Below are 24,551 nucleotides of genomic sequence, written 5' to 3'. Positions count from 1 at the left end.
CCGCGACCGTCAGGCCTTCGTAGCCTCGAAAACGGTGCCGCACTTCTGCGACGCCGCGATCGAAACGGCTGTCATGGACTTTCTCACCGATGCTCTTCTCTCGACCGCCGCCTCGCCGTGGGTCTATGCGGTCGTCTTCACCGTCGTCGTCATCGACGGGTTCTTCCCACCGGTTCCGAGTGAAACCGTGGTTGTAGCCGCCGCCGCGATCGGCGTCTCAGCCGGAGCACCGAACCCGATCCTGATCATCCTCGTGGCCGCAGTCGGGGCGTCACTCGGCGACAACATCGCCTACCTGCTGGGACGCATCGCCGGAACCACCCGATTCGCGTGGATGCGGCACCCGCGAACCGTCCGCGCCTTCGACTGGGCCGCTCACGGCATCCGTTCCCGACCGGCAGCGCTGATCCTGACCGCACGGTACATCCCCATCGGCAGGATCGCGGTGAACATGACAGCGGGAGCCACCGGGTTCCCCCACCGGCGGTTCTGGCCGCTCACGGTTCTCGCCGGCGTGTCATGGGCGGCGTACTCGGTTCTCATCGGCCTGCTCGCGGGGCACTGGGTGAAGGACCAGCCACTCCTCGGCGCGGTGGCGGGAATCGTGATCGCCATCGCACTCGGATTTGTCATCGACCGGATCTCGAGCGCGGTGACGCGGCGGCGGACCGCAGCGCACCAGAGCGCTGCAACCGTCGGCGTCCTGACTCGGTGACGTTGCCCTTCGGCGTTTAGCTGACGGATGCCGCCTTCGCCGGTTCCGCCTGCTCGGTCGCCGCTTCCGCACGCTCGATCTCGCGCTCGGTCTCCGCCCGCCGATCGAGACGCCGCTCACGTGCACCCTCGACCAGGTTGTAGAGCGTCGGCAGCACGATGAGCGTCAGGAGCGTCGACGAGACGAGACCACCGATCACGACGATGGCGAGCGGCTGCGAGATGAAGCCGCCCTCGCCGGTGAGCCCGAGCGCCATGGGCACCAGGGCAAAGATCGTCGCGAGTGCCGTCATGAGGATCGGGCGGAGCCTCCGCGACGAACCGTGACGCACCGCATCGGTCACCGCCATGCCGCGCGACCTGTACTGGTTGACGAGGTCGACGAGCACGATCGCGTTGGTCACGACGATACCGATGAGCATCAGCACACCGATGAGCGAAGCGACACCGAGTGGAACACCGGTGATGACCTGCAGACCGATGGCACCCGTCGCCGCGAACGGCACAGACACGAGCAGAAGCAGCGGCTGGCGAAGCGACCGGAAGGTGGCCACCATGACGATGTACACGATGAGGATCGCGGCGAGCATGGCAAGCCCCAGCTGCTGGAAGGCGTTGCCCTGGTCGGCCGTCACACCGCCGAGCGTCGCGGTCGTACCGGCGGGCAGGTCGAGCTCGTCGAGCGCGGTTGACACCTCGGCACTCGCCGTACCGATGTTGTCACTCGCCGGAGTGATGGCGACGGTGGCCGAACGCTGTCCCCGCACCGAGGTGATCGTCGACGGGCCGTCGACCTCCTCGACGGTCGCGAGGGTGTCGAGCGGCACCGGTCCGAGAAGGGTGGGAACCTCGAGCGCTGACAACTCACCGATGGTCGCTGGCGGGCTGTCGGTCGCGATGTAGATGCTGACGGTGGTCTCGTCGAGCACGATCGAACCAGCGGATGTCGGTTGCATCGCCTGCGAGATGTAGCCGCCGAGCGCAACCTCGCTGTAGCCGGCCGCAGCGGCGTCGAGCCTGTTGACCTTCACCTCGATGTACGGCCTGGATGCGCTGAGGTTGTTGGTGACCTGGCGCATTCCCTCGAGGTCCTTGGCCGCGTCGGTGACGGCATCCGTCGCCTCCCGCAGTGTCTCCTGGTCAGGCGCCGTGATGTCGACTTCGATGTCACTCGACGCACCGAAACCACCGGCGGAGCTGAGTTCGATCTCGCCGGCGTCAGCGATGTCCTGGAGCTCGGAGCGCACGGTGGACTGGAGCGCTTCCTGGTCGGCGTCTTCATCCGTCGTCACCGAGTAGGTGATGCTGCCTTCGCCGCCGCCGCCGAACGCGGAGAGAAGTCCACCGGACGAACCGATCGAGACCTGAACCGTGTCGATTCCCTCGATGCCGCGCAAGGCGTCTTCAACCTTCGACGCCGCAGCATCCTGTGCATCGAGGCTTGAGCCAACGGGGAGCTTCTGCGAAACGCTCAGCGTGTTCTGCCCCGAGTCGCCCAGGAAGTTGGTCTTCATGAACGGCACCAGGGCCAGGGTGCCACCGAGCACGAGCACCGAAAGCAGCAGCGTGACGACCGAGTGCTTGAGCGTCCAGTTGATGATCGGCAGGTATCCCTTTTGCAGAAGGGTCGGGTGCTCGAGTTCGTCTTCGTCTTCCACGCCGGTCTTGCGACCCCGGCGGGTGGCCACCGCGACGGCGGCAGCGGAGGCATAGACGGCGGGCTCGGCCTCGCGGTGCCCTGGCTGCTGTGCCTGCTGCTCGCCCGAGGCGTCGCCCGGAACCGCGCTCTGAGTGTGTGCGGTCTCGCGAGCGGTGACGACCTCGGATGCCGTCGCGTCGGACCCGGCAGCGTGCGGGGTGACGGCGCCATCGGTGACGGCATCGGCGGTGACGACGTGCGCCGCTCCCGGCTCAACGGCCTTCTGGTCATTTGTCGCCGTGGCTGCCGTGACTGACGTGGTCGCCGACTTGGCGGCCTTCGCCGGTTTCCGCTCCTTCGCGCGGAGGAACCAGTACGCGAGCACCGGCACGATGGTCAGCGAGACGAAGAGCGACGCGACGAGGGCGATCGTGACGGTGAGCGCGAACGGGCGGAAGAGCTCACCCGTCATGTCGCCGACGAACGCGAGCGGCAGGAACACCGCGACAGTGGTGATCGTCGACGCGGTGATGGCTCCGGCAACCTCGCGCACCGCGGTGACGATCGACAGGGCACGGCCGTCAGCCGTTCGGTCGCGCGCGGCGGCCATGTGCCGCTTGATGTTCTCGATGACGACGATCGAGTCATCGACGACGCGCCCGATCGCGATCGTGAGCGCACCGAGGGTGAGGATATTGAGGGTGTAACCCGTCGCCTGCAGGCCGATGAAGGTGATGAGCACCGACGTCGGGATGGAGATGGCCGTGACCAGGGTCGCACGCACATCGAGCAGGAAGACCAGGATGATCAGAACGGCGAAGACCAGTCCGAGCAGGCCCTCTGTCGCGAGCGACTCAATGGACTGCTCGATGTACGGCGCCTGGTCGAAGACGATGTCGAGCTGAACGTCGGAACCGAGCGCTTCCTCGAGGTCGGGAATCAGTGCGCGAACGCCCTTGGACACATCAACGGTGTTGGCGGCGGGAAGCTTGGTCACGGCGATGGTGAGCGCCGGCTTGCCGTCGACACGGGAGATGCTCGTCACCGGGTTGTCGGTGAGTGATACCGACGCGACGTCACCGATGGTGAGCACGGCCGAACCCGGTGCCCCGGGCGCATCCCTGACCAGCGGCAGTCCGGCAAGCTCCTCGACGGAGCCGAGTTTTGAGCCGGTCTGGACGGAGAACGTACTTCCGTCTTCGGTGATGTCACCGGCCGGGATGAGCACACCGTACTGTTCGAGGGTGTCGCTGATCGCGGTCCGCTGCACGCCCTCCTGTGCCAGCCGGACGGCATCCGTCACGATGGTGACCCGCTTGCCGACCTCACCGATGAGAGCCGCTTCGCGCACACCCTCGATATCTTCGATGTCGGGCACGGCCGTTGCGTTCAGGCTGTCCGCGAGCGCGTCGGTGTTCTCGCCGGTTGCACTGGCAGCGATCTGAATCACCGGAAGGTCGTCGAGTCCGCCGGAGAGGACCTCGGGTTCAACGTCTTCGGGGAGTGTCGACTTGATCCGGTTGATCGCCTGGTTGATCTTCTGCTCGGCGGTGGCGAGGTCGGTGCCGTAGGTGAAAGTCGCGGAGATGAGACCGAGGTTGGTCGATGAGGTTGTGCTCGTCGACTCGATACCGGCAACGCCCTGGATGGCGGTTTCAATCGGGGTGGAGACGTCGTCGTTGACCACCTCGGGCGATGCGCCGGGGTAGCTGGCAACGATGGCGAGCTGTGGGAAGCTCACGCTCGGAGCGAGTTCCTGCTTGAGGCTCGACAGGGCAATCCCGCCGAAGACCGCGGCGACGATGGTGACGAGTGCGATGAGCGCACGGTTCTTCATGCTTAGAACGGCAAGGACGTGCACGGGTCTCCTGAGGGCGATGCGGTGACTGCCGCGAGCGCGGCGGGAGAAACGACGCGTGGCCGCTCTACACAGCAAATTCTGTCACAGCGCCCGTGCAGGAACTGCACGTACGACAAATGCTCAGCGTTCCGTTATCGCCCGGGTCATGGCGTAATTCCGCGGGCGAGATCCACTCGGTCGATCACACCACCTCGGCGAGGAGCGCCGACTCGGGAACAGGCGCGCGGAGGATTGACTGCCACGCCGTTGCGAGGGCGTCGATTGCCCGCTCGGTGTCGTCCACCCCGTAGGTGATCGGGATGCGGATGAACCGCTCGAAGGCGCCGTCGATGCCGAACCGTGGCCCTGACGCGATCAGCAGACCCTGGTTGCGTGCGGCGAGCGCGAGTTGTGAACTGACGGGCACTCCGAGGTTGACCCAGGCCGACAGCCCGCCGTTGACGTGCGGCACGTCCCAGTACGGGTAGCGATCGCCGAGCAGGTCCTCGAGGCGATCACGCGTTGCCCGAAGCTGTGAGCGTCGCGTCTCGAGGATGGAGGTCATGTCTGGCAGCAGTTCGAGCACGGTGAGCTGCTCGAGAATCGGAGTGCCGAGGTCGCCGATCGACCGGGCGGCCACAAGTTTGCGAATGACGCCCCGGTCGGCGCGGATCCAGCCAAGACGGATGCCGCCCCACACGGTCTTTCCCACCGAACCGACCGTGATGATTTTGGCTCCGGCGTCATCGGACGCCGCGAACGGAGGGAAAGAACCCGGCCTGTCGATATCGAGTTCGCGCGTCGTTTCATCGATGAGCAGCACTGTCCCCTGCCGGGCGGCAGCACGACACACGCGGCGGCGGGTCTCCAGCGGCATGCTCGCGCCGGTCGGATTGTGAAAGTCAGGCATGAGGTAGGCAAGGGTCGGCGACGAGTTGTCGAGCGCGTCCTCGAGGTCGTCGGCGTCCCAGCCGTCCTCGGCGGTTACCGGGATCGGCACCAGGCGTGCCCCGGCTGAGCGGAGCGCGTCGTGGGCGTGCGGATAGGTGGGGTGTTCGATGAGCGCCCGATCCCCGCGCGACAGGTGGGTCCTCGCGATCAGTCCAATCGCGTGCTGCGCGCCGAGGGTGACCATGATCTCATCCGGCGAGGTGGGCAACCCCGCTTCGATGTACCGGTCCGCGATCGCCGCGCGTAACTCGGGCAGGCCGATCGTGTCGTAGTCGAAATCGTCGAGGTAGCGCGGCAGCCGGGCGGCCGCGCGCACGGCAGCTCCTGTCATCGCTCCGATGGCGGGCAGCGCCGCCTTGCTGAAGTCGAGGTAGCCCGATCGGCGGGCCGTCACGGGTCCCGGCCGAACCCCGGGAAGCTGGGCGACGCTCCCCGACCCGCGGACGCTCTCGAGGAATCCGTTGTCCCTGAGCTCACGGTAGGCGGCGGTCACCGTGGTACGGCTGACGTCGAGGCGCTCGGCCAGGTCCCGCTCCGCCGGCAATCGGGTGTCGGCGGGAATGCGGCCATCGAGGATCAGCAGGCGGATCCGGTCGGCGAGGCTCCGGTAGGCCGCGTCCCCACTGCGCCAGGGGCCAAGCAAGGAGGAGAGCGCGCGGGCCGTGATGTGGACATCAACCATGGGGCCACTATAGAGAGATTGGCCTCTTGCCAGAAGGCCAATTGTGAAATTGGATTGGAACCATGACCCGCCGCATCCTCCAGCTCCTCATTGGCCTCTTCCTCTACGGGATTGCCATCGCGCTCATTGTGCGTGCGGGGATCGGTGTTTCGCCGTGGGATGTCCTGACCCAGGGCGTCTCGCTCAAGACCGGCTGGGGTTTCGGACTGATCACGATCCTGATCGGTGCACTCCTTCTTCTGCTCTGGATACCGCTGCGGCAAAAGCCGGGGATCGGCACCGTCCTCAACGTGCTCCTCGTCGGACTCGCCGCGGATCTCGGCCTCTGGCTGATCCCCGAGGATCTGGTGCTCTGGGCCCGGATCCTGCTCTTCTCCGCCGGACTTTTCACGCTCGCTCTCGCCACGGGACTCTACCTCGGCGCCCGGTTCGGCGCCGGCCCGCGCGACGGCCTGATGACCGGTGTGCACGAACTCACGGGGTGGCCGATCTGGGTCGGCCGCAGCGGCATCGAACTCACCGTGCTCGGCATCGGCTGGCTCCTCGGCGGTAACGTCGGCATCGGCACCCTGCTCTTCGCCGTGCTCATCGGCCCGCTCTGCGGCATCACGATCCCGTGGTTCCGGATCGAACTGCCGCGCGATCAGGCACCGGGCAACCGCCTGTCGGGCTCGACCGAACCGAGCGCACCCCTGATCGACTCCCCCGCGAGCTGACCAGCCACCCCTCACGCTGCCGTGCACCTACCGTGCGCGCGGCATCCGCTCGCCTCAATCACGACGAGCGGATGCCGCTGGCACAGGTTCACCACGCCGTTACAGGTTGCGGTCCGCGAAGAGCGCGAGGGCGTCGCGCACGAATTCAGCGCCCCTGATGCCACCGTAATTGGCGGCGAAGCGCTCGTCGGCGACATACATCTCGCCGAGCCCCGTCACGTACTCCTTGATCGCCCCCGGGGTACCCGGGATCGATGTGAGCCACTCGACATGGCGCCGGGCCAGCTCCTGCGCTTCGCGGCTGTCGGGAGCGACCCCCGATTCGGCCGCCGCGGTCCAGCCCGAGCCGAGCGCTGCTGAGCGCCCCTGCCACTCGGTCTTCTCCGCATCGCTCAGCGACCTCCACCAGGAGTCGCCTGCCGCATAGGACTCCGTGCCCCAGCGTTCCTCGACCTCTTCCTTGTATTGCGTGTGGTCGAACCCGTCAAACATGTTCTCTGCCATCAGGTGTTCACCCCTTTCCAGTTTCCGTATGGTGTCTTCGACCGACGCGACCTGCAACTCGAGTCGGTCCTTCTCTTTTCGCAGCCACGCGAGGTGACCGCGGAGGGCGCAAGTGGCATCCGTCGCCTGTGCAAGCACCTCGCCGATGGCGGGCAGTCCGAGCCCGAGATCGCGAAGAAGCAGGATGCGCTGCAGGCGCACGAGTGCCGCTTCGTCGTAGTACCGGTATCCGTTGTCGCCGATCCTGGTCGGGGTCAGCAGCCCGATATCGTCGTAGTGACGAAGCGCCCGCGAGGTCGTGCCCGCGTGGCGTGAGATCTCCTGAATCGACCACTCCATGACCGCTGCTCCTTCTCTGTCCTGTTCGAGGCCACGCTAGAGGTTGACGCTGCGTCAAGGTCAAGCGGGATCCCGGATCGGTTTTGCGGATGCCGCGCGGCAAGCGGAGAATCGCAGGATACGTTCTGATCGATTGGACCCCACATGGACACCATCACCGTCTCCGAACTCGCCGCGCTCGATGGCGCCACAGTCATCGATGTGCGCGAGCCAGACGAATTCCAGCAGGTGCGCGCGGCTGGCGCCATCAACATCCCGATGAGCCAGATCATCGACAGGATCGACGAACTCCCCGAAGACGACACTCTCTACCTCATCTGCGCCCTCGGCGGGCGGAGCGCGAAGGTCGCCGAATACCTGGAAAGTCGCGACTACGCCGTCGTCAACGTCGAGGGCGGGACCCACGCCTGGACCGACGCCGGCCTGCCGGTCGAACAGGGTTGATCCGGCTCCTCAGCTGAATCCTGAGTATTGCTCGAGGCCTCTTGCCCTCCGCGAAAACGCGATATATCGTGTTCGGAACGAGATATATCTCGTCTTCCACAGACGGCGACCCCTGATGGTCGGCAGGAGAAGGATCAACAATGTCACTCGAAAAATGGATAGTGCTCCCCGGGGAATCCCGGGTCATCGACGTGGAGCTTGTGCGCAAGCTCAAGGTCGGCATGATCGGCGGCCAGATCGACATTCTCGGCCACGATGAGCCCGGCGCCCGCGTCGAGGTGCACAGCGTTTCCGGCAAAGAGCTCAAGGTCTCAATCGACGGCGACGTGCTCGAAATCGACCACCCTCAACTCGGCTGGGACAACTTCCTCGAGGTCTTCAAATCGTTCGGCTCGAACTCCGCGAAGGCGCAGATCAGCGTGCTCGTGCCTCGGAAGATCGCGCTGACGTTCGGCATGGTGTCGGCGGGAGCGTTGATCTCCGGCCTGACGACCAGTGCGCGCCTCTCCACGGTCAGCGGGGAACTTCAGATCGAGTCGGTCACGGGCGACCTCGACCTCAACAGTGTGTCCGGTGAGATCAGCGTGCAGTCCCACGTCGGCGCGATCAACGCGCACAGCATCTCGGGCGACATCACTGTGGCGGGCGAGATCAGCCGGTTCACGAGCGACACCGTGTCGGGAAACGTCTTCATCGACGCCTTCGGCCGGTGCGACCGGATCTCGACGAACGCCGTCTCCGGCAGCCTCACCGCACGGCTCCCCGCGCACACAGGCACGAAATATGTCGTCAATACGGTCTCTGGCACCCTCCAGCTCGACAACTCAGTGATTCGGGGCACGCGCGGTCGCGGGTTCTCAAGCACGACAGAGGGAGACGGCAACTTCTACACCGACGTGCTCGCCAATTCCGTTTCCGGCAGCGTCTCCGTTGTACGCAGGAGCGACGCGGAAGACGGTCAGACACCCCAGTCGGGCGCCTCGACAGGTGCCTCGACGGGTGCCTCGACTGAACCGGAAAGCGATGACGATGCCTTCATAAGTGGTGGCCACGCATGAGCCCGGTGTTCGGCCACGGCAGCTTGCGCCTCTACCTGCTGAGCCTCCTGGCCGAGGGCCCCAAGCACGGCTATGAGCTGATCCAGGCACTCTCGGAACGGTTCGGTGGCACCTACTCACCGAGCGCCGGCACGATTTATCCCCGGCTCGCGAAGCTCGAAGAAGAAGGGCTCGTCACCAAGTCGAGCGACGGCCGCAAGACCGTTTACTCGATCACGGACGCAGGCCGCCACGAACTCGAGAACCGTCGCGTCGACCTCGACGCAATCGAACTCGAGCTGACGGATTCGGTCCGCCGCCTGGCCGACGAGGTTCGTACCGGTGTGACGCACGCGATGCGCACCCTCAAAGCGGATCTGGCATCCGCCGCCCAACAGGCCAAGCAGTCGGCAACGAGTGCGCCGTCCGTCTCCACCGACGACGCGGCACCGCGCACGGCGAGTCGCATCGCTCTTCACGACGCCGACACCGTGCTCGCCGACTTCCGTCAGGCCATCCGGTCGGAGTTGCGCGGGCATGTCAGCGCCGGGGGCGACGTGACCGACGACGTCGTGCGGCAGTTGAAAGACGAGCTGGACCGCGTGCGCGCCACGGTGAGGGAATCACTCGGCGGACTTAAGAGCTGATGCCCCGCCGCCAGGGAGCCGGTGACCCACTCATCGAGATGCGTCACCGGTTCCTGATCGTGCGCTGAACGCTTCAGCGCCGTCACCTTCCCGCTCTTGACTCTGGGTGGCGAAGGAGTATGTTCGCGCTCGTGACTATTCCGGGTAAGAAACCTGGGTCTGACAGCCGACAGGTCAAACGCATCCTCATCGGCGAGCCTCTCCCCACAGCACACCTGGACGGACAGTTGCTGCCCAAGCGACTTGCCCTGCCCATTTTTGCCAGCGACGCGCTGTCGTCGGTGGCATACGCCCCTCAGGAACTCCTGATGATCCTGACACTCGGCGGACTCGCGTTCCTGAGCTTCGCGCCCTGGGTGGCGGCGTGCGTCATCGTGTTGCTGCTCGTCGTCGTCGCCAGCTATCGGCAGCTCATCAAGGCCTATCCGTCCGGCGGCGGTGACTACGAAGTCGCGCACAAGAATCTCGGTGAGAAAGCCGGACTCGTTGTCGCCGCGGCTCTTCTTGTTGACTATGTGCTCACCGTGGCGGTGTCCGTGGCATCCGGCGTCGACAACATCATCTCCGCCCTCCCCGTGTTCAATCCATGGCGGGTCGAGCTGGCCGTCGGATTTGTGGTGCTCCTGATGGCGGCGAACCTTCGCGGCGTCAGGGAGTCGTCCAAGGCGTTTGCCGCACCCACCTACCTGTTCATCGCCAGCGTGTTCGTCATGATCGTTGTTGGCCTCATGCGAACGGCCGTCGGCGATGCGCCGGTGGCGGAGAGCGCTGCTTTTACGGTCGAAGGCGAGAGCCTCACCCAGGCAGCCTTCGTTCTGCTCCTCCTCCGAGCCTTCTCAAGCGGGTGCAGTGCACTCACCGGCGTCGAAGCGGTGTCGAACGGCGTGCCGGCGTTCCGCCGCCCGAAGGTGAAGAACGCCCAGGCGACTCTCGTACTGATGGGCGGAACAGCCATTGTTCTGTTCGCCGGGCTGACCGCCGTCGCACTCATCGCGCAGGTGCACTACGCCGAGGAACCTTGTCACCTCATCGGGTTCGCGAACTGCGAAACGGCACCGCAACCGAGCCTGATGGCCCAGGTGGCCGCGGCGGTCTTTGGGGCGAACAGCATCCTGTTCTACCTGATCCAGGCGGCAACCGCGTGCGTTCTGCTCCTCGCCGCCAATACCGCGTTCAACGGATTCCCCCTCCTCGGAGCCGTGCTCGCCCGCGACTCCTATGCCCCGAAGTCACTCAACACCCGCGGGGACCGGCTCGTCTTCTCCAACGGAATGATCGTGCTCGGGCTCGCGGCCTGCGCGATTCTGGTCGTCTACCAGGCCAACCTCACTCTGCTGATCCAGCTGTACATCATCGGGGTCTTTGTGTCATTCACGCTTGGCCAAACCGGAATGGTGCGGCATTGGGTGCGGCTGCTTCGGACAGGCGCGACGAATCGGGGCGAGATCATGCGCGCGCTGGCGATCAATGCCGGCGGCGCGTTGCTCACTGCGGTCGTGCTGATCGTCGTGACCATTACCAAATTCACCCACGGTGCCTGGCTCGTCTTTCTGCTGATCCCCGTGCTGTACACGCTCATGCTCGGGGTGAACCGCTACTATCGCGACGTCGAGCAGGAGATAACCGTCGACGACACCACGACATTTGGGGCTGCCGGCGACCTCGCCGTGGTGCTGATCAACAAGATGCAAAAACCGGCACTCAAGGCCCTCGACTACGCGATCGCGGCGCGTCACCAATCCATCGTCGCCGTGCACATCGCCGTCGACGACGAAACCACGCAGGAGCTCGAGCGACAGTGGGCAGAGCACGACATCCGCGTTCTGCTCGTGGTGCTCGAATCGCCGTATCGCGAGGTTGCCACTCCCCTCATCGATTACATTGCAAGGTACAGGGAGAAATGCGGGCCAACGGTCGTCACCGTGTATATGCCGCAGTACATCGTCGGTCATTGGTGGGAGAGCCTGCTTCACAACCGACGCGCCAACCGAATGCGACAGCAACTCATGCTCGTCCACGGCGTCACCATCGCCCTGGTGCCATGGCTGCTCGATTCTTCCGAGCTCATCTACGGGCGTCGGTCGCGGCCGCTCCCCGGACAGGCGCGCCGCGGCGAGCCCGTTCGACCGGTGACCCGAGTACCGCTGCGCCCGCCGCGCCGGTAGGCCCGCTCCTGGCGAAGAATCCGCGCCGCCAACGTCGCGGCTGACGACGATCGACTGCCCGCAGCTTTGTGCCAGACAACGGCGGGTAGCCAAGGTCCGCCATGCTAAGATCGAATTTAGTCTTTATCGTTCCCTGGTTGGCTAAATCACAGGGCGGATCTCCACCGCCTCGCTACTAATTCGTAAGGGGGTCTCGCATGGGGCGTGGCCGTCAAAAGGCAAAGCACACGAAGATCGCACGTGAGCTGAAGTCGTTTAGTCCCGACGTGAACTACGACGCTCTTGAGCGCGAGCTCACGGGGCACTCCGACGACGAGTCGTACGCAGGCGAGGCAGCGAAGTGGGCGGAATACGCCGACGACTACAAGGCAGCGGACGAACCCAAGCGCGCGTAACCGCCGCAGAGTTCGGTGTCGCATTAATTCTGCGCCGCATTAGTTCTGCGCCGCATAGATCGGTGTCGCCGAGATCGTCATTGACCAGGCGTCTGCACGCAGCCCGTTGCGCGAACTGATTTGCGCGCGTTCCACCATGCCCAGAAGCGCGACAACTGGCGCTTGACGAATGCCGCGAGCCGCCTGGCCCACGCGAACTCGGTTCCGAGTATGGCGAGCCCGAGAAAGACAACGAGCCAGCCAGGCCCCGGCAGGGGAACGAGCATGAGGCCGACGACGGCAATCAGTCCGCCGAGAATACCCACGCACGTGCGGTAAGCGTGTCGGAGCCTCGGTCGATCGTCGATCCACGCTCGCGCGCGGCCGAGCATCCGCCGAACAGGCCGGTCTGGGCTTTCGCCGGCGGCGATGTCACGGGCGAACTCGTCCTCTGAAACCATCCCCACACGCTATATCGCGAGTCTGTGATTCCGCTACGAACCGGGGCGCACCGGGATCGATGGCCAGTCCTGGCCCACGGTTGGCTACTGGTTGTCAGCAGACTCGAGTCGCTGGGTGACCTCGGAGAGCACCCGCTCAACCACCTCAGCGTCGGAGGGCGAGAGCGCCTCCATCGACTCGACCACCGAGAGGTGGAAGTTGCCGTATGACCCTTCGATGTTCTTCGCCCCTGCGGCGGTCGGCTGCAGGATCCAGGCGCGTCGATCGGTCTTGTGGGCGAGACGGTCGAGGTGCCCGAGTTCCACGAGGTGGTCCACGATCTTCGTCACTGCGGCACTCGAGAGACCGAGCATGACTATGAGGTCCTTTGGACCCATCTCACGACCCTCGCGTTGCGCCTGAAGCAGGTATCGCATCGCGTGGAATTCGTTCTTGCTGAGCCCGGAGGCCTTGCGCACACGCTCGATGCTTATTTCTTCAGCGCGGTGGAGACGGAGTACCGCCTGGACCGCACCGAGAGCGGTTGCGCGGTGCGGTTCGCGGGCGTAGAGGTGCTCGGCTTCGTGTCGAACGACGTTGAGGGGCATGCCACTCGCGTCCTTTCTGGGGGGTCAGAACCGGAAAGAACCGGCCATCATCGCCCGAGCCAGTCAATTCAAGGCCGGTCGCGTTGCTCCACGAGGAGAGACGCGAGGTGAGCCTCCAGTTTACGCTGCGCAGTCGGCAGGTCGGAGAAGTCCCCGATATAACGGGCGAAGGTGTCGCGAACGAAGTAGTGCTCGCCCTGCTTGTCGATCGTCCCACCGAAGTAGCCGAGGTAGGACGCTGCCCAGAAATCGGTGTCGGCGAGGCGCCACTCGGCGGTGGCGTGCGCTTCGGGTTCCTCCGTCGCCGCCCACGTCATTGGGGCGGAAGGGGAACTCTCCAGGAGTGTCATGCGTTTGTGTGCTTTCGTCGTGCGTGTGTTGTGAGTGGCGCGGATGCTGCAGCCTAGTTCCAGCCGGAACCGAGGACCATCATGATGGTCACGCTGACCACCGAGAGAAGACCCGTTGCGCTTGCCAGCGTCATCAGAACCTGGTCGCGAGCGGCCTCGCGGACCTCGGTAAAAGGGCTGTGCAGCCGACCGGTGTTTCGGTGTGTAATGCTCATGTGCTCTCTCCCGTCGTTAGAAAAACTCTCTCACGAAGTAAGAGTTTTACGGAAGAACATTGTCGGCTCTTGACATTGTTTACGCCATGTGCGAGTTAATCACAGACCGCCGAACGGCAGTCACCCAGCGACGCAGCCCGTCAGATCGGGCTAGGAGAGCTGGTTGCGCTCGACCCACTCGAGGTACTCGGGGGTGACGGTACCCGTGACGTACTCCCCCGTGAAGCAGCTCATCTCAAGCTCGGTGACATTCGAGCCCTGGATGATGGCATCCTTCATGTCAGCCACCTCCTGGTAGATCAGGTGGTCGGCACCCAGCTCTCGGGCGATCTCCGGGATCTTGCGGTTGTGGGCGATGAGCTCGGAGCGGGACGGCATGTTGATGCCGTAGACGTGCGGGTATCGAACCGGCGGGGCCGCTGAGGTGAAGGTGACCTTGTTGGCGCCGGCTGCCCGTGCCATGTCGACGATTTCCTTCGACGTTGTTCCCCGCACGATCGAGTCGTCGACGATGAGGATGTTCTTCCCCTTGAACTCCATCGACATCGCGTTGAGCTTCTGGCGGACACTCTTCTTGCGCTGTGCCTGACCCGGCATGATGAACGTGCGGCCGACGTACCGGTTCTTGTAGAAGCCCTCGCGGTACTCGATGCCAAGTTTCTGGGCAACCTGCATCGCAGCGGGGCGCGACGAGTCGGGGATGGGCATCACGACGTCGATGTCTCCCATCGGCGCGTACTCGGCGATGGTCGTCGCCAGGCGGTCACCGAGCCGCAGCCGGGCCTCGTAGACGGAGATTCCGTTCATGACGGAGTCCGGACGAGCCAGGTAGACATACTCGAAACTGCATGGGACGAGTCGCGGGTTCTTCGCGCACTGCCGCGAGTACATCTCCCCGGACGTCGTGATGAAGATCGCCTCGCCCGGCGCGACCTCGCGCACGACCTCATAACCGGCGCTCTCGAGCACGAGCGACTCGCTCGTGACGATCCACTCGTCCCCAACGAGCCCGGCGGAGCGCCGGCCGAGAATGAGCGGGCGGATGCCATACGGGTCACGGAATGCAAGAAGGCCGTGTCCCGCAATCATGGCGATTGCTGCATACGACCCCTCTACCCGCTCGTGTACCTGCGACACCGCGGTGAAAACCTGGTCAGGGTCGAGTTCAAGACCGGTGATCTGCGACTGAAGTTCGGTGGCGAGGACGTTGAGCAGCATCTCGGTGTCGCTCGTCGAGTTCACATGGCGGCGATCGATGTGGAACAGGTCATCGGCGAGTTCGCGGGTGTTCGTGAGGTTGCCGTTGTGCACGAGGATGATGCCGTACGGCGCGTTGACGTAGAACGGCTGGGCCTCCTGCTCGTTGTCCGCGATGCCCTTCGTGGCGTATCGAACGTGGCCGAGGCCCATCTTGCCGAGGAGGGACCTCATGTCGCGAGTGCGGAACGCTTCGCGCACCTGCCCCTTGGCCTTGTGCATGTGGAAGGTCGGGCCGTCGGCCGTTGCGATGCCGGTCGAGTCCTGCCCGCGATGCTGCAGCAGCAGCAGAGCGTCGTAAACCTGCTGATTGACCGGCTCAGGGGAAACGATGCCGACGATGCCGCACATACCTAGCGGGCTCCTTGCGTTGCGGTGGTCTTGGGGGTGTTAGTGCGAGTAGCTTCCGACGAGTCGGACGGCACCGCCGTCGACGCCCTTGGCGCCCTGTTCAAACCCGCTGAAGTCCCGTGCTCCCGTGTGCACGGTTCCGGCCTGCCAGGCCGGGATGCCGCCAGCGGCGAGATCCGCGATGACCGCGTTGACGGCATCCGCCTTGACGATCGCGAAGAATCCAATGCCCAGGTTCCACGTACCCTCTGCGCTCTCGAGGGACGAACCGGCCATGTCACTGAGCGTCCGGAAAACAGGGGCGGGCGACCACGTGCTTCGGTCGACCTCGGCCCAGCTGCCGGCGGGGAGCACGCGCGCGAGGTTGGCGGCGATGCCACCGCCCGTGACGTGCGAGAGGGAGTGGATGGCGCCCGGGTGGCGGGCGATCAGGTCGAGGAGCGGCGTGGTGTACAGGCGGGTCGGCTCGAGGAGCACTTCGCCGACGAGACCGCCGAGCTCGGATGATGTGTCGGTGAACGCGACGCCGCGCTGGGCGAGAATGTGCCGCACGAGCGAGAATCCGTTGGAGTGGAGCCCCGACGACTCGAGGGCGATCACAGCGTCGCCGTCTTCGACGAGGTGTGCGCCGAGCAGGGCGTCGGCCTCGATCACGCCGGTGGCGGCTCCCGCGACGTCATAGTCGTCTGGGCCGAGCAGGCCGGGGTGTTCTGCCGTCTCGCCACCGACGAGTGCGGTTCCGGTTGCGGAGCAGGCGCGGGCGATGCCAGCAACGATGTCGGCGATGCGCTCGGGCACGACCTTGCCGCACGCGATGTAGTCGGTCATGAAGAGCGGCTTCGCTCCGACAACGACGATGTCATCGACCACCATGCCGACGAGGTCCTGGCCGATGGTGTCGTGCTTGTCGATCGCCTGGGCGATCGCGACCTTGGTACCGACGCCGTCGGTGGATGTCGCGAGCAGCGGCCGGGTATATGACGTGAGGAACGACACGTCGTAGAGTCCGGCGAACCCGCCGAATCCGCCGAGAACTTCGGGGCCGTGGGTGGCGGAAACCGCCTGCTTCATCAGCGAGACGGCGAGATCTCCCGCCGCGGTATCGACGCCGGCTGCACGATAGCTCGTTGAGCCGTCGTGGATCGTGGAGTTCATGCTCACGCGTTGCCCTAGCTGGTGGGGGGAAGTTGCGGGGGATGGTGCTCGGTTGACGCGTCGGAAACCGGCTTTTCGGCATCCGTCCGAGCATCGATTTCCTCAGCTCGGGCCACGTGCACCTCTACCCTATCGGCTCGTACGCTGTGCACCTTCCGACCGACGAGCCGCTCGAGCAGGATCGCGAGCAGACCGAAGAGTCCGACGCCGACGGCCACTCCGATGAGGAGGAGGAAGCCGAAGACCTGGAGGCGACCGAAGTCGGGGTTCTCGGGGAAGGCGAGCGTGAGCACGAACGCGGCAATGGCTCCGAGGAGCGCGCCGAGCAACATGAAGTTGGCGTACCGCGGTGAACGTCGGACCTGCACTGTCGCAGGCTCTTCGGAGAAGCGTTCGGGGGCAGCGGGCCGCTCTGGCTCAGAATTCATGCTCCTATTCTCGCCCATCAAACTGTGCCACCGCCCGGCAAATCGGATTGAACGCCGCCGCGCCGGGTGCGGGCCGGACCGCTAGCCTGATGGCATGACTGATCAGAAGACGAAGACCGGGTTCGTGTCGGGATTCGCCATGGGCATCCGTCTGCTTGGGCGAGGGTTTCGCCTGTGGGCCACCTCACCGCGGCTGATGCTGATCGGGGCGATTCCCGGGCTGATCACGCTCGTCCTGATCGTCGCCGCCGCGGTGGCGCTCGCGCTCAACCTCGAGAACATCGCAACCTTCGTCACGCCGTTCGCCGAGAACTGGGACGAGGTGTACCGCACGGGGATTCGCATCCTCGTGATGGCTGCGCTCGTCGGTGCTGGACTGATGATCTTCGTCTACAGCTACGCCGCCATCACCTTGCTGATCGGCCAGCCCTTCTTCGAGAAAATCTCCGAGCGCGTTGAACAGTCGCTCGGGGGCGTTCCGCACGAGGTCGAGGCTCCGATTCTCGCGTCGATTGCGCGGGGCATCGGCGAATCGATCCGGGTTCTTGCGGTCACCATTGGCATCGGTATCGGATTGTTCCTGCTCGGCTTCGTTCCCGTGATCGGCACGCTGCTCGCGTGGCTGCTCGGCGCGGTTACCGGTGGCTGGTTTCTCGCGCTCGAATTGTCGACCGTGGCGTTCGAGCGGCGTGGACTCGCGCTCGCCCAGCGCCGGACTGCCCTCCGCGCGCAGCGTTCGACGACGCTCGGCTTTGGTGTCGCCGTCTTCCTGCTCTTCCTCGTGCCGTTCGGCGCGCTCGTCACTATGCCGGCTGCGGCTGCGGGGGCGACGCTCCTGGCGCGCCGGTCGCTCGGCGAGCTCGACGCCCTCCCCGGGCGCTGAGCGCGGCTCCCTTTCGTCGGGCGGACGCGCGCTGACGGAGAGCCCGAGCCCGGCGCGCTTCGCCGAGCGCGCCACATCCATGCTTGCGCTGCAGAAGTATGTGCAGCGCGGGCATGCATCTGCAGCGCTCGGAGCGCCGGGCGCTAGTTAGCGCGGGCGCGAGCGGGCGGGCGGGCCCGCGCTCACCGGGCGCCCGAGCCCGGCGCGCTTTCGCCGAGCGCGCCACATCCATGCTTGCGCTGCAGAAGTATGTGCAGCGCGGGCATGTACCTGCAGCGCTCGGCGAGCGAGGGCGGGCGGGCGCTACCTCGGCAGGCGCAACACCGGTATGTGGCCCGTGAGGTCGGCACGCTGCCCAGAGGCGAGCACCGCTCCGGATGCCGCCGCTTCAGCCCACGACAATCGTCCCGTCGCGAGGTCCAGCCAGGTGTCCGCACCCATCTCGATGACATTCGGCGGGGTACCACGGGTGTGCCGCGGCCCCTCGATGCACTGGACGGCCCCGAACGGCGGCACACGGACCTCGAGGGTATTGCCCTCCGAGTGTTCCGCGAGCAGCTGAAGCGTGTAGCGCACCGCGGTGGCGATGTCATCGCGGAGGGCTGCCTCGCGGACCGCCCTGTCGACGGCCTCACGCCCGATATCGTCAGCAATCCGTGCACGTGCCATGCGCTCTAGGCTAGTACGCGTGAAGATACTTGTCCTCGGTTCCGGCGCCCGCGAGCACGCCATCATCCTGTCCCTCGTCGGGGAGGATGCCGCACACCGCGTCATCGCCGCCCCAGGAAACGCGGGCATCGCGGCCACTGTACCCACGGTCGACCTCGATCCGAACGACCCGGTCGCCGTCACGAACTTCGCGATCGCCGAAGCCATCGAGCTCGTCATCATCGGGCCGGAAGCACCGCTCGTCGCCGGCGTCGCCGATGAACTTCGCGAACAGGGCATCCCCGTCTTCGGACCGGGCAGGGCCGCCGCCCAGCTCGAGGGCTCCAAGACCTTCGCCAAGCGCATCATGGACATCGCCGGCGTTCCGACCGGCCGCGCCAGCCGTGCAGCGACGATCGCCGAAGCCGAGGCCGCGATCGACACGTTCGGCGCACCCTACGTCGTGAAGGCCGACGGCCTCGCCGCCGGCAAGGGAGTGCTCGTCACCACCGACCGGGATGCCGCGCTCACGCACGCACGCACCTACCTCGAGCGCGGCAGCGTGCTCGTCGAGGAGTTCCTCGACGGCCAGGAGGTGTCGCTCTTCTTCGTGAGCGACGGGCACACGGTCGTGCCACTCTCCCCCGCCCAGGACTACAAGCGCCTCGGCAACAACGACGAAGGCCCGAATACCGGCGGAATGGGCGCATACTCGCCGCTCCCCTGGCTCGATGAGTCGTTCGGCAGCGAGAGCGCATTCGTCGCCGAAGTACTCGAGACGATCGCCATCCCCGTGGTGAGACAGCTCGCCGAGGAGCAGACCCCGTTCATCGGGCTGCTGTACGCGGGCCTCATCCTCACCTCGAAACGCGACAACGACTCCGACCGGGGCATCCGGGTGATCGAGTTCAACGCCAGGTTCGGCGACCCCGAAACCCAGGTGGTGCTGCCCCGCCTCGAGTCACCGCTGTCTGAGCTGCTGTACGCAGCCGCAACCGGAACCCTCAGCACCATCGATCCACCGACGTTCGCGCCGGCATCCGCCGTCACCGTCGTCCTCGCGAGCAAGAACTATCCGGCATCGCCCGTCACCGGCCTGCCGATTTCAGGACTTGAGCAAGCGGATGCCGTCCCCGGCGTTCACATCGCACACGCCGCAACCGCGAAACAGGGCGCCGACCTCGTGTCGACGGGCGGTCGGGTGCTCAGCGTTGTTGCGCTCGGTGACGACTTCACCGAGGCGCGCGCTCGCGCATACGACGCGCTCGGCCACATCCGGCTTGAGGGCGCACAGTTCCGGACGGATATCGCCGCCCGCGTCGCCGAGTAACCCGAGCCTGATCCCACGAGCCGGCTGACCGGGCTACTCGAGCCAGGTGATCTCGTCGCCGACCTCGTTGGCGTAACCGATCGCGGGAGTGAACACTTCCGGGCTCTCGAAGACCAGCTCGCCCGTTGTGCACTCGTCGCGGTCGAGGGTGACCTTGGTGAGCTGGTCATCACTGTCGATGAGCCGGCCCTCCTGCCCATCCTTATTCACCATCACGAAGTCTTCGGGCGAAACGGTGCGCTGGGTCTCCGGAGGCAGATCATCCGCATCGGTGTCGCCACCCGCGCAGAATTCGATGGTCGCACTGACGATGTACTCCGTCTGATCGGCGCCAGGAAAGACCACGTCGAAGTCGCGCGCGGTGATCTCGGTCTCATTCGCGAGACGCACGGTGTCGCCGAACGTCGCCTCTTTCGTGACGGCGGGGCCAGCGAAAACACCACGGAGGAGAATGAACGCGGTGACGAGCGCAGCAGCGGTCAGCAGTCCAAGGACTCGTGGGAGCCAGTGCCTCGGAGGTTTACTCGATGCAGGCCTGGGGCGTCGACCCGATCGTGCACCTGCCGCTGCCGTGGCTGGCGCGGATAGGCCGCCCGGAACGGATAGACCGCCCGGAACGGATGGAACGGCTGAAACGGATGGACCGGCTGACCAGGATGACCCACCTGAGGCCGCTCTGCCGCCGGGGACAGTGATCCCTCCTGGTGCCCATCCGCCGCCCGGCGCGGACGATCTGCCCGGAGCCGATCCCCCGCCCGGCGCTGGCGGCGGATCGTCCGGCAGCCGAACCGCGCTGAGGAACGAGAGCTGCACGACCCCGGCCAGATGGTAGCCAACGATCTGCATGAGCTGGTCAGGGTCAGGGAACTGGGCAGGTGCAAACGAGACCGTCGCCATCGACTCATCGATGACGGTGAGCGTGCCTGCCCCGTCATTCACGACAGCGAGGAGTCGAGCCGCGTCGACGCCCTCCCACTGAGTCGCCGGGCCCGGCATGTTTTCGGGTCGCCGCGCTGGGAGAAGGATGCTGTTCGGCGTGACCGCGACGGTGGTGACGGGCGTCCCGTTCGCACCGCTGCTGCGGAACTCGTGCGCGCCGTCCAGCTGAGGCTCCCAGAAGCCGACGAGCGGCTCGAGGTCTCCGGGAATCGAGCCGAGGTTGAGCCTCGAACCCGTGTCGAGTTCGGCGGGACTGAGGCCGAGCGCAAGGTGGATGGTCTCGGCGGCACAGGCGATGGCATGCCGGATGTCGGCGCTCGTTGCCTGGAGCACCGGATCGAGGCCGAAGACCCGGCGTTCCCGTTCGAGGCGGGGCGACGGCTGACGGCTCACCTCGGCGGCTGCGATGTCCAGCCAGGGATCAGGCACCATGCCGAGGTTTCGGCTGAACTCGCCGAGAAGCATCCGCCGAGTCGCCTCGTCCGGAACCCGGTCTGCCAGGAGGAAGACGCAGTAGTTCGCGCCGAGGCCGACAACAATCCCGCGGATCGTCAGGCCTGCCCTGCTGTTCGCCGGCATGGCCTGCAGCTGTGCCCTGAGCACATCTGCAGCCGCAGCGCCAGCGGGAGTGCGAGGCACCAGGGCGGAGCACAGGACATCCTCGTCGGGACGCGGCAGAAGTCCTGCCCGGTTGTTCGCGAGCACGGTCGGGTCAATGCCCGGGGTCAGGTCCGGCTGCGCCGTACCATCGGCCCACGTCACCGGCGCGAAGACCGGCAGGTCCTCCCGAACGGGGAACCCCATGCCCACGAGGGATTCATCGGTCGTAAAGAACACCGCGGGTACGTTCCCCGCTGACGGATCGAGTCGAGCCAGAAGTGCGCTCGCGCGCTCGTGGACGTCGGGAGCGGTGAGTTGCCAGCGCGAGAGCACTGCGGCGTTGCGGCCGGTTCGAACCAGCAGGTCAGCGGGCCAGACAGGCTGCTCGGGACGCACAGGGAAAACATCGTCGGGAATCGCGTCGGCGGAGAGCGTCGGCAACCTCCGCCAGGCGGCTGTGACACCCTCGAGACTTCCACGGATGGCGATGGTGGCGGTGTCCGAGCGGAGATCGACGAGCCCCTCGGGCACATAGGTCCTGCCGTCGCCCAGCTCGACCGGACGGGTCAGTTCCGCCTTGAGGGCGGCGAGCGCGATCGACAGTGACCCAGCCGCGTCGAGCGGCTCGTTGAGCGTTCCGATTCCGAAGGTGGCACCGACCATGGTCAGCGAGTCCTCCGGGTCGATCAGCTGCCAGTTGTGCCCCGTCCACGCCGTCGACATTCCGCTCCCACATCTCGCTCGCTGGCTCGCCACCTCACGAGCAATTCGACGCCAATAGTATCGCCAGCCCAGCCCGCCTCCCGCCACGAGATCGATCTGCCAAATATGGCTCCGTTGAACGGCGGATGCCGCCCGTCGCGCGCCCTTTCTGGCAAACGGAGGTCGAGCTCGGGATCGAACCCCGCGATAATGGGTCCGTGAGCGAATCGACTGACCTGGCCGGCTGGAAACACGTCTACTCCGGCAAGGTCCGTGACCTCTACGAACGCGCCGACGGCACGGCATCCGACTCTCTCCTTGTGGTCGCGAGCGATCGGGTCAGCGCCTTCGACCACGTGCTCTCCCCCGGCATCCCCGGCAAGGGTGAACTCCTCACCACACTGAGCCTGTGGTGGTTCGACCAGCTGAGCGTGCCCAACCACCTCCTGCCCCACCACGAACTGACCCACGACGGCGGTGTCGCCGAGATCATCCCCCGTGAGGTCGCCGGTCGCGCAATGCTCGTCAAGAAACTCGACATGTTCCCCGTCGAGTGCGTCGTCCGCGGCTACCTCACCGGCTCCGGCTGGAAGGAGTACGTCGCGTCACAGAGCGTGTGCGGCATCCCGTTGCCCGCCGGCCTGTCCAACGGCGACCGCCTGCCCGAGCCCCTCTATACCCCCGCGTACAAGGCGCCGATGGGCGAGCACGACGAGAACATCTCGTTCGAGCAGAGCGTCGAGCTCGTTGGTGAAACGGATGCCACAGCGCTGCGCGATCTGTCCCTCGCGATCTACGCCGAGGCATCCGCTCTCGCCGAAAAAAGCGGTGTGATCCTCGCTGACACCAAATTCGAGTTCGGTCGCGACCACGCGACGGGCCTCATCACCCTCGGCGACGAGGTGCTCACCTCCGATTCGTCGAGGTACTGGGATGCCGCGGTGTACGCGACGGCGGATACACCGGAAGCCCGCATGGCCAGCTTCGACAAGCAGATCGTGCGCGACTGGCTCGCCGCGAATTGGGACCAGACCGGAACGCCACCGGAGCTGCCACAGGCCATAGTCGAGAAAACGGCAGACCGCTACCGGGAATTGCTCCTTCGCCTCACCGCGTAGAGTGCGAAGGGTGGCTGATACCTCCAAAACCGATGCACACAGTGAACGCGTTAAATGGCAGAGTTTCTGGGTCTGCGCGGGGGTTGCCTGCCTGACGATCCTCGACCTGTCGAAGGTCAACGTCGGCCTGCCGTCGATTGAAGAATCGCTCGGCGGGGGTGCGACGGAACTGCAGCTCATCGTTGCCGGCTACGCACTCGCCTTCGGGCTCGCGCTCGTGCCGTCCGGCCGCCTGGGTGACCTCAAGTCGCGCCGCAACATGTTCCTGATCGGACTCACGTCGTTCATGCTCGCGAGCCTGCTGTGCGCGCTCGCGCCGAGCATCGAGATCCTCGTCCTCGGTCGCATCCTGCAGGGGGTCGCGGCAGGAATCCAGATGCCGCAGGTGCTCGGACTGATTCAGCAACTGTTCCAGGGTGCCGAACGCGGGAGGGCTTTCGGCCTGTTCGGCGCGACGATCGGCTTGTCAACGGCATTCGGTCCGACCGTCGGTGGGCTGCTCATCGGGATCGGCGGGTTGGAGAACGGCTGGCGGCTCCTGTTTTGGATGAACATCCCGCTCAGCCTTCTCGCGATCTGGTTCGCCTGGCGGCTGCTGCCCAAACGGCAAATTCACGAGGGTGGGGCATCGAGCCTCGACGTCACCGGCATCCTGTTGCTCGGGCTCGCGACCTTCAGCCTGATGCTGCCGTTCGTCCTGACAACAGGCGGCCCGGATGACGACCCGCGCCGCTGGCTCTGGCTCATCGGGTTCGTGGTTGCCGGTGCCGCGTTCGTTTGGTGGGAGCGCCGCTACCTCCGCATCGGCAAGTCACCCGTGGTGCACTTCGGGTTGCTTCGCCTCGCGTCGTACCGCAACGGCATCCTCATCGCGACCGCATATTTCGCCGCTATCCCCGCCATGTTCCTCATCGTCACCCTGTTCCTGCAGCAGGGCCTCGGACTCGAGGCTGTTTTCGCGGGAATGGTCTCGATCCCGTTTGCCCTCGCCTCTGCGGTGACGTCGTGGCTCGGCGGGCGCCTCGTCAACACACAGGGCAGGAAGATCGTCGTGGTCGGCGTCGCGCTCGCGGCAACAGGCATCGGCGCCACCCTGCCGATCGTCGCCTTCACACCCGAAGAGTTGACGCCCTGGCTGCTCGCCGCTGTGCTCACCATCGCCGGAGCGGGTGGTGGCTTCGTCATCTCACCGAACCAGACGCTCACGCTCCAGGAGGTTCCGGTCACCCAGGGCGGTGTCGCCGGTTCGGTGGCGCAGGTGGGCCAGCGCGTCGGAACGGCGATCGGAGTCGCCGTCGCATCGAGCACGTTCTTCGCGACGCTGTACGCCGAGCAGGGACGCGAGACGACAGAGGCGATCTATCGGGATGCCTACGGCCGCGGGACGCTCATCATTGTCGGGTTGCTCGTGGTTGCGCTCGTGCTCAGCCTGCTCGACCTGCGCAAGCGCACCGTCGCGGCCGCCTGAGTACGC

23 protein-coding genes are annotated in these 24,551 nt (G+C 65.7%); 11 read left to right on the top strand and 12 right to left on the bottom strand.

Features of this window, described 5'->3' with window-relative positions:
- Positions 1-73: 73 nt before the first annotated feature.
- Complete coding sequence (locus AC1C2M_RS15335) at positions 74-715, top strand: DedA family protein (RefSeq protein WP_495437462.1); 642 nt, start codon at positions 74-76, stop codon at positions 713-715.
- Between the two features lie 16 nt (positions 716-731).
- On the opposite strand, the gene AC1C2M_RS15330 is transcribed toward AC1C2M_RS15335, so the two are convergent.
- Both AC1C2M_RS15330 and yczR read right to left on the bottom strand, forming a co-directional pair.
- Complete coding sequence (locus AC1C2M_RS15330) at positions 732-4,190, bottom strand: efflux RND transporter permease subunit (RefSeq protein ID WP_495437461.1); 3,459 nt, start codon at positions 4,188-4,190, stop codon at positions 732-734.
- Positions 4,191-4,395: 205 nt separating this feature from the next.
- A complete protein-coding gene (gene yczR, locus AC1C2M_RS15325; RefSeq protein ID WP_495437459.1) occupies positions 4,396-5,826 on the bottom strand; it encodes a MocR-like transcription factor YczR in 1,431 nt (476 codons plus the stop codon).
- A gap of 62 nt (positions 5,827-5,888) precedes the next feature.
- Here yczR and yczE point away from each other — a divergent pair, with 62 nt between their 5' ends.
- On the top strand, positions 5,889-6,542 hold the full coding sequence (yczE, locus tag AC1C2M_RS15320) for a membrane protein YczE (protein WP_495437458.1): 654 nt from the start codon (positions 5,889-5,891) through the stop codon (positions 6,540-6,542).
- Positions 6,543-6,641: 99 nt separating this feature from the next.
- Here the strand turns inward: yczE and AC1C2M_RS15315 are convergent, their stop codons facing one another.
- On the bottom strand, positions 6,642-7,385 hold the full coding sequence (locus AC1C2M_RS15315) for a MerR family transcriptional regulator (RefSeq protein ID WP_495437457.1): 744 nt from the start codon (positions 7,383-7,385) through the stop codon (positions 6,642-6,644).
- A gap of 144 nt (positions 7,386-7,529) precedes the next feature.
- Here AC1C2M_RS15315 and AC1C2M_RS15310 point away from each other — a divergent pair, with 144 nt between their 5' ends.
- From AC1C2M_RS15310 to AC1C2M_RS15290, 5 genes are all read left to right on the top strand, one after another.
- Entirely contained in the window at positions 7,530-7,829 is a 300-nt protein-coding gene (locus tag AC1C2M_RS15310) for a rhodanese-like domain-containing protein (RefSeq protein ID WP_483405987.1), read from the top strand.
- A gap of 140 nt (positions 7,830-7,969) precedes the next feature.
- On the top strand, positions 7,970-8,887 hold the full coding sequence (locus tag AC1C2M_RS15305; RefSeq protein WP_483405988.1) for a DUF4097 family beta strand repeat-containing protein: 918 nt from the start codon (positions 7,970-7,972) through the stop codon (positions 8,885-8,887).
- Positions 8,884-9,513: a PadR family transcriptional regulator gene (locus AC1C2M_RS15300; protein ID WP_483405989.1), complete on the top strand. Its 630-nt coding sequence runs from the start codon at positions 8,884-8,886 to the stop codon at positions 9,511-9,513. The genes AC1C2M_RS15305 and AC1C2M_RS15300 overlap by 4 nt, the downstream gene beginning before the upstream one ends.
- A 119-nt stretch (positions 9,514-9,632) precedes the next feature.
- On the top strand, positions 9,633-11,678 hold the full coding sequence (locus AC1C2M_RS15295) for an APC family permease (RefSeq protein WP_495437455.1): 2,046 nt from the start codon (positions 9,633-9,635) through the stop codon (positions 11,676-11,678).
- 197 nt (positions 11,679-11,875) lie between these two features.
- Complete coding sequence (locus tag AC1C2M_RS15290; protein ID WP_108391919.1) at positions 11,876-12,073, top strand: DUF3073 domain-containing protein; 198 nt, start codon at positions 11,876-11,878, stop codon at positions 12,071-12,073.
- Between the two features lie 77 nt (positions 12,074-12,150).
- Here the strand turns inward: AC1C2M_RS15290 and AC1C2M_RS15285 are convergent, their stop codons facing one another.
- From AC1C2M_RS15285 to AC1C2M_RS15255, 7 genes are all read right to left on the bottom strand, one after another.
- Positions 12,151-12,513, bottom strand: coding sequence for a TIGR02611 family protein (locus tag AC1C2M_RS15285; protein WP_495433655.1), 363 nt, complete (start codon positions 12,511-12,513; stop codon positions 12,151-12,153).
- Positions 12,514-12,597: 84 nt separating this feature from the next.
- Positions 12,598-13,101, bottom strand: a complete 504-nt coding sequence (locus tag AC1C2M_RS15280; RefSeq protein WP_483405992.1) for a MarR family winged helix-turn-helix transcriptional regulator — start codon at positions 13,099-13,101, stop codon at positions 12,598-12,600.
- Positions 13,102-13,169: 68 nt separating this feature from the next.
- On the bottom strand, positions 13,170-13,451 hold the full coding sequence (locus AC1C2M_RS15275) for a hypothetical protein (protein WP_495437454.1): 282 nt from the start codon (positions 13,449-13,451) through the stop codon (positions 13,170-13,172).
- 53 nt (positions 13,452-13,504) lie between these two features.
- A complete protein-coding gene (locus AC1C2M_RS15270) occupies positions 13,505-13,666 on the bottom strand; it encodes a hypothetical protein (RefSeq protein ID WP_483405994.1) in 162 nt (53 codons plus the stop codon).
- Between the two features lie 150 nt (positions 13,667-13,816).
- Positions 13,817-15,274: an amidophosphoribosyltransferase gene (purF, locus tag AC1C2M_RS15265; RefSeq protein ID WP_483405995.1), complete on the bottom strand. Its 1,458-nt coding sequence runs from the start codon at positions 15,272-15,274 to the stop codon at positions 13,817-13,819.
- Positions 15,275-15,313: 39 nt separating this feature from the next.
- Positions 15,314-16,429, bottom strand: a complete 1,116-nt coding sequence (gene purM, locus AC1C2M_RS15260; RefSeq protein ID WP_495437571.1) for a phosphoribosylformylglycinamidine cyclo-ligase — start codon at positions 16,427-16,429, stop codon at positions 15,314-15,316.
- A gap of 14 nt (positions 16,430-16,443) precedes the next feature.
- Positions 16,444-16,857 carry a hypothetical protein gene (locus AC1C2M_RS15255; RefSeq protein ID WP_483405996.1) on the bottom strand — a complete coding sequence of 138 codons (414 nt, stop codon included), beginning with the start codon at positions 16,855-16,857 and terminating at the stop codon, positions 16,444-16,446.
- Positions 16,858-16,951: 94 nt separating this feature from the next.
- Here AC1C2M_RS15255 and AC1C2M_RS15250 point away from each other — a divergent pair, with 94 nt between their 5' ends.
- Positions 16,952-17,740 carry an EI24 domain-containing protein gene (locus AC1C2M_RS15250; protein WP_495437453.1) on the top strand — a complete coding sequence of 263 codons (789 nt, stop codon included), beginning with the start codon at positions 16,952-16,954 and terminating at the stop codon, positions 17,738-17,740.
- Positions 17,741-18,043: 303 nt separating this feature from the next.
- Here the strand turns inward: AC1C2M_RS15250 and AC1C2M_RS15245 are convergent, their stop codons facing one another.
- Complete coding sequence (locus AC1C2M_RS15245; protein ID WP_483405998.1) at positions 18,044-18,409, bottom strand: sterol carrier family protein; 366 nt, start codon at positions 18,407-18,409, stop codon at positions 18,044-18,046.
- A 19-nt stretch (positions 18,410-18,428) separates the two neighbouring features.
- Between AC1C2M_RS15245 and purD the strand changes: the two genes are divergently transcribed.
- A complete protein-coding gene (gene purD / locus AC1C2M_RS15240; RefSeq protein ID WP_495437451.1) occupies positions 18,429-19,718 on the top strand; it encodes a phosphoribosylamine--glycine ligase in 1,290 nt (429 codons plus the stop codon).
- A 33-nt stretch (positions 19,719-19,751) separates the two neighbouring features.
- On the opposite strand, the gene AC1C2M_RS15235 is transcribed toward purD, so the two are convergent.
- The gene (locus tag AC1C2M_RS15235) at positions 19,752-21,980 is read right to left on the bottom strand and encodes a hypothetical protein (RefSeq protein ID WP_495437450.1); all 2,229 of its coding nucleotides are present in this window, start codon (positions 21,978-21,980) and stop codon (positions 19,752-19,754) included.
- Positions 21,981-22,177: 197 nt separating this feature from the next.
- On the opposite strand from AC1C2M_RS15235, the gene AC1C2M_RS15230 reads away from it, so the two are divergent.
- Positions 22,178-23,077, top strand: a complete 900-nt coding sequence (locus AC1C2M_RS15230; protein WP_495437448.1) for a phosphoribosylaminoimidazolesuccinocarboxamide synthase — start codon at positions 22,178-22,180, stop codon at positions 23,075-23,077.
- 10 nt (positions 23,078-23,087) lie between these two features.
- The gene (locus tag AC1C2M_RS15225; RefSeq protein WP_495437446.1) at positions 23,088-24,545 is read left to right on the top strand and encodes an MFS transporter; all 1,458 of its coding nucleotides are present in this window, start codon (positions 23,088-23,090) and stop codon (positions 24,543-24,545) included.
- Positions 24,546-24,551 lie beyond the last annotated feature (6 nt).

This window comes from Mycetocola sp. Y444, from assembly GCF_059445295.1.
Note: the sequence above shows the minus strand (reverse complement) of the source record. Positions and strands in the feature narration are given on the sequence as shown.

Bases quoted from the DNA above. Each gene is read 5' to 3' on its own strand.
- AC1C2M_RS15290 (WP_108391919.1), top strand. From the start codon at position 11,876: ATGGGGCGTGGCCGTCAAAAGGCAAAGCACACGAAGATCGCACGTGAG.
- AC1C2M_RS15315 (WP_495437457.1), bottom strand. From the start codon at position 7,385: ATGGAGTGGTCGATTCAGGAGATCTCACGCCACGCGGGCACGACCTCG.
- AC1C2M_RS15285 (WP_495433655.1), bottom strand. From the start codon at position 12,513: ATGGTTTCAGAGGACGAGTTCGCCCGTGACATCGCCGCCGGCGAAAGC.
- AC1C2M_RS15310 (WP_483405987.1), top strand. From the start codon at position 7,530: ATGGACACCATCACCGTCTCCGAACTCGCCGCGCTCGATGGCGCCACA.
- AC1C2M_RS15305 (WP_483405988.1), top strand. From the start codon at position 7,970: ATGTCACTCGAAAAATGGATAGTGCTCCCCGGGGAATCCCGGGTCATC.
- AC1C2M_RS15275 (WP_495437454.1), bottom strand. From the start codon at position 13,451: ATGACACTCCTGGAGAGTTCCCCTTCCGCCCCAATGACGTGGGCGGCG.
- purF (WP_483405995.1), bottom strand. From the start codon at position 15,274: ATGTGCGGCATCGTCGGCATCGTTTCCCCTGAGCCGGTCAATCAGCAG.
- AC1C2M_RS15300 (WP_483405989.1), top strand. From the start codon at position 8,884: ATGAGCCCGGTGTTCGGCCACGGCAGCTTGCGCCTCTACCTGCTGAGC.
- AC1C2M_RS15330 (WP_495437461.1), bottom strand. From the start codon at position 4,190: ATGAAGAACCGTGCGCTCATCGCACTCGTCACCATCGTCGCCGCGGTC.
- AC1C2M_RS15280 (WP_483405992.1), bottom strand. From the start codon at position 13,101: ATGCCCCTCAACGTCGTTCGACACGAAGCCGAGCACCTCTACGCCCGC.
- AC1C2M_RS15295 (WP_495437455.1), top strand. From the start codon at position 9,633: ATGTTCGCGCTCGTGACTATTCCGGGTAAGAAACCTGGGTCTGACAGC.
- AC1C2M_RS15270 (WP_483405994.1), bottom strand. From the start codon at position 13,666: ATGAGCATTACACACCGAAACACCGGTCGGCTGCACAGCCCTTTTACC.
- yczR (WP_495437459.1), bottom strand. From the start codon at position 5,826: ATGGTTGATGTCCACATCACGGCCCGCGCGCTCTCCTCCTTGCTTGGC.
- AC1C2M_RS15335 (WP_495437462.1), top strand. From the start codon at position 74: ATGGACTTTCTCACCGATGCTCTTCTCTCGACCGCCGCCTCGCCGTGG.
- purM (WP_495437571.1), bottom strand. From the start codon at position 16,429: ATGAACTCCACGATCCACGACGGCTCAACGAGCTATCGTGCAGCCGGC.
- AC1C2M_RS15235 (WP_495437450.1), bottom strand. From the start codon at position 21,980: ATGTCGACGGCGTGGACGGGGCACAACTGGCAGCTGATCGACCCGGAG.
- yczE (WP_495437458.1), top strand. From the start codon at position 5,889: ATGACCCGCCGCATCCTCCAGCTCCTCATTGGCCTCTTCCTCTACGGG.
- AC1C2M_RS15245 (WP_483405998.1), bottom strand. From the start codon at position 18,409: ATGGCACGTGCACGGATTGCTGACGATATCGGGCGTGAGGCCGTCGAC.
- AC1C2M_RS15250 (WP_495437453.1), top strand. From the start codon at position 16,952: ATGACTGATCAGAAGACGAAGACCGGGTTCGTGTCGGGATTCGCCATG.
- AC1C2M_RS15255 (WP_483405996.1), bottom strand. From the start codon at position 16,857: ATGAATTCTGAGCCAGAGCGGCCCGCTGCCCCCGAACGCTTCTCCGAA.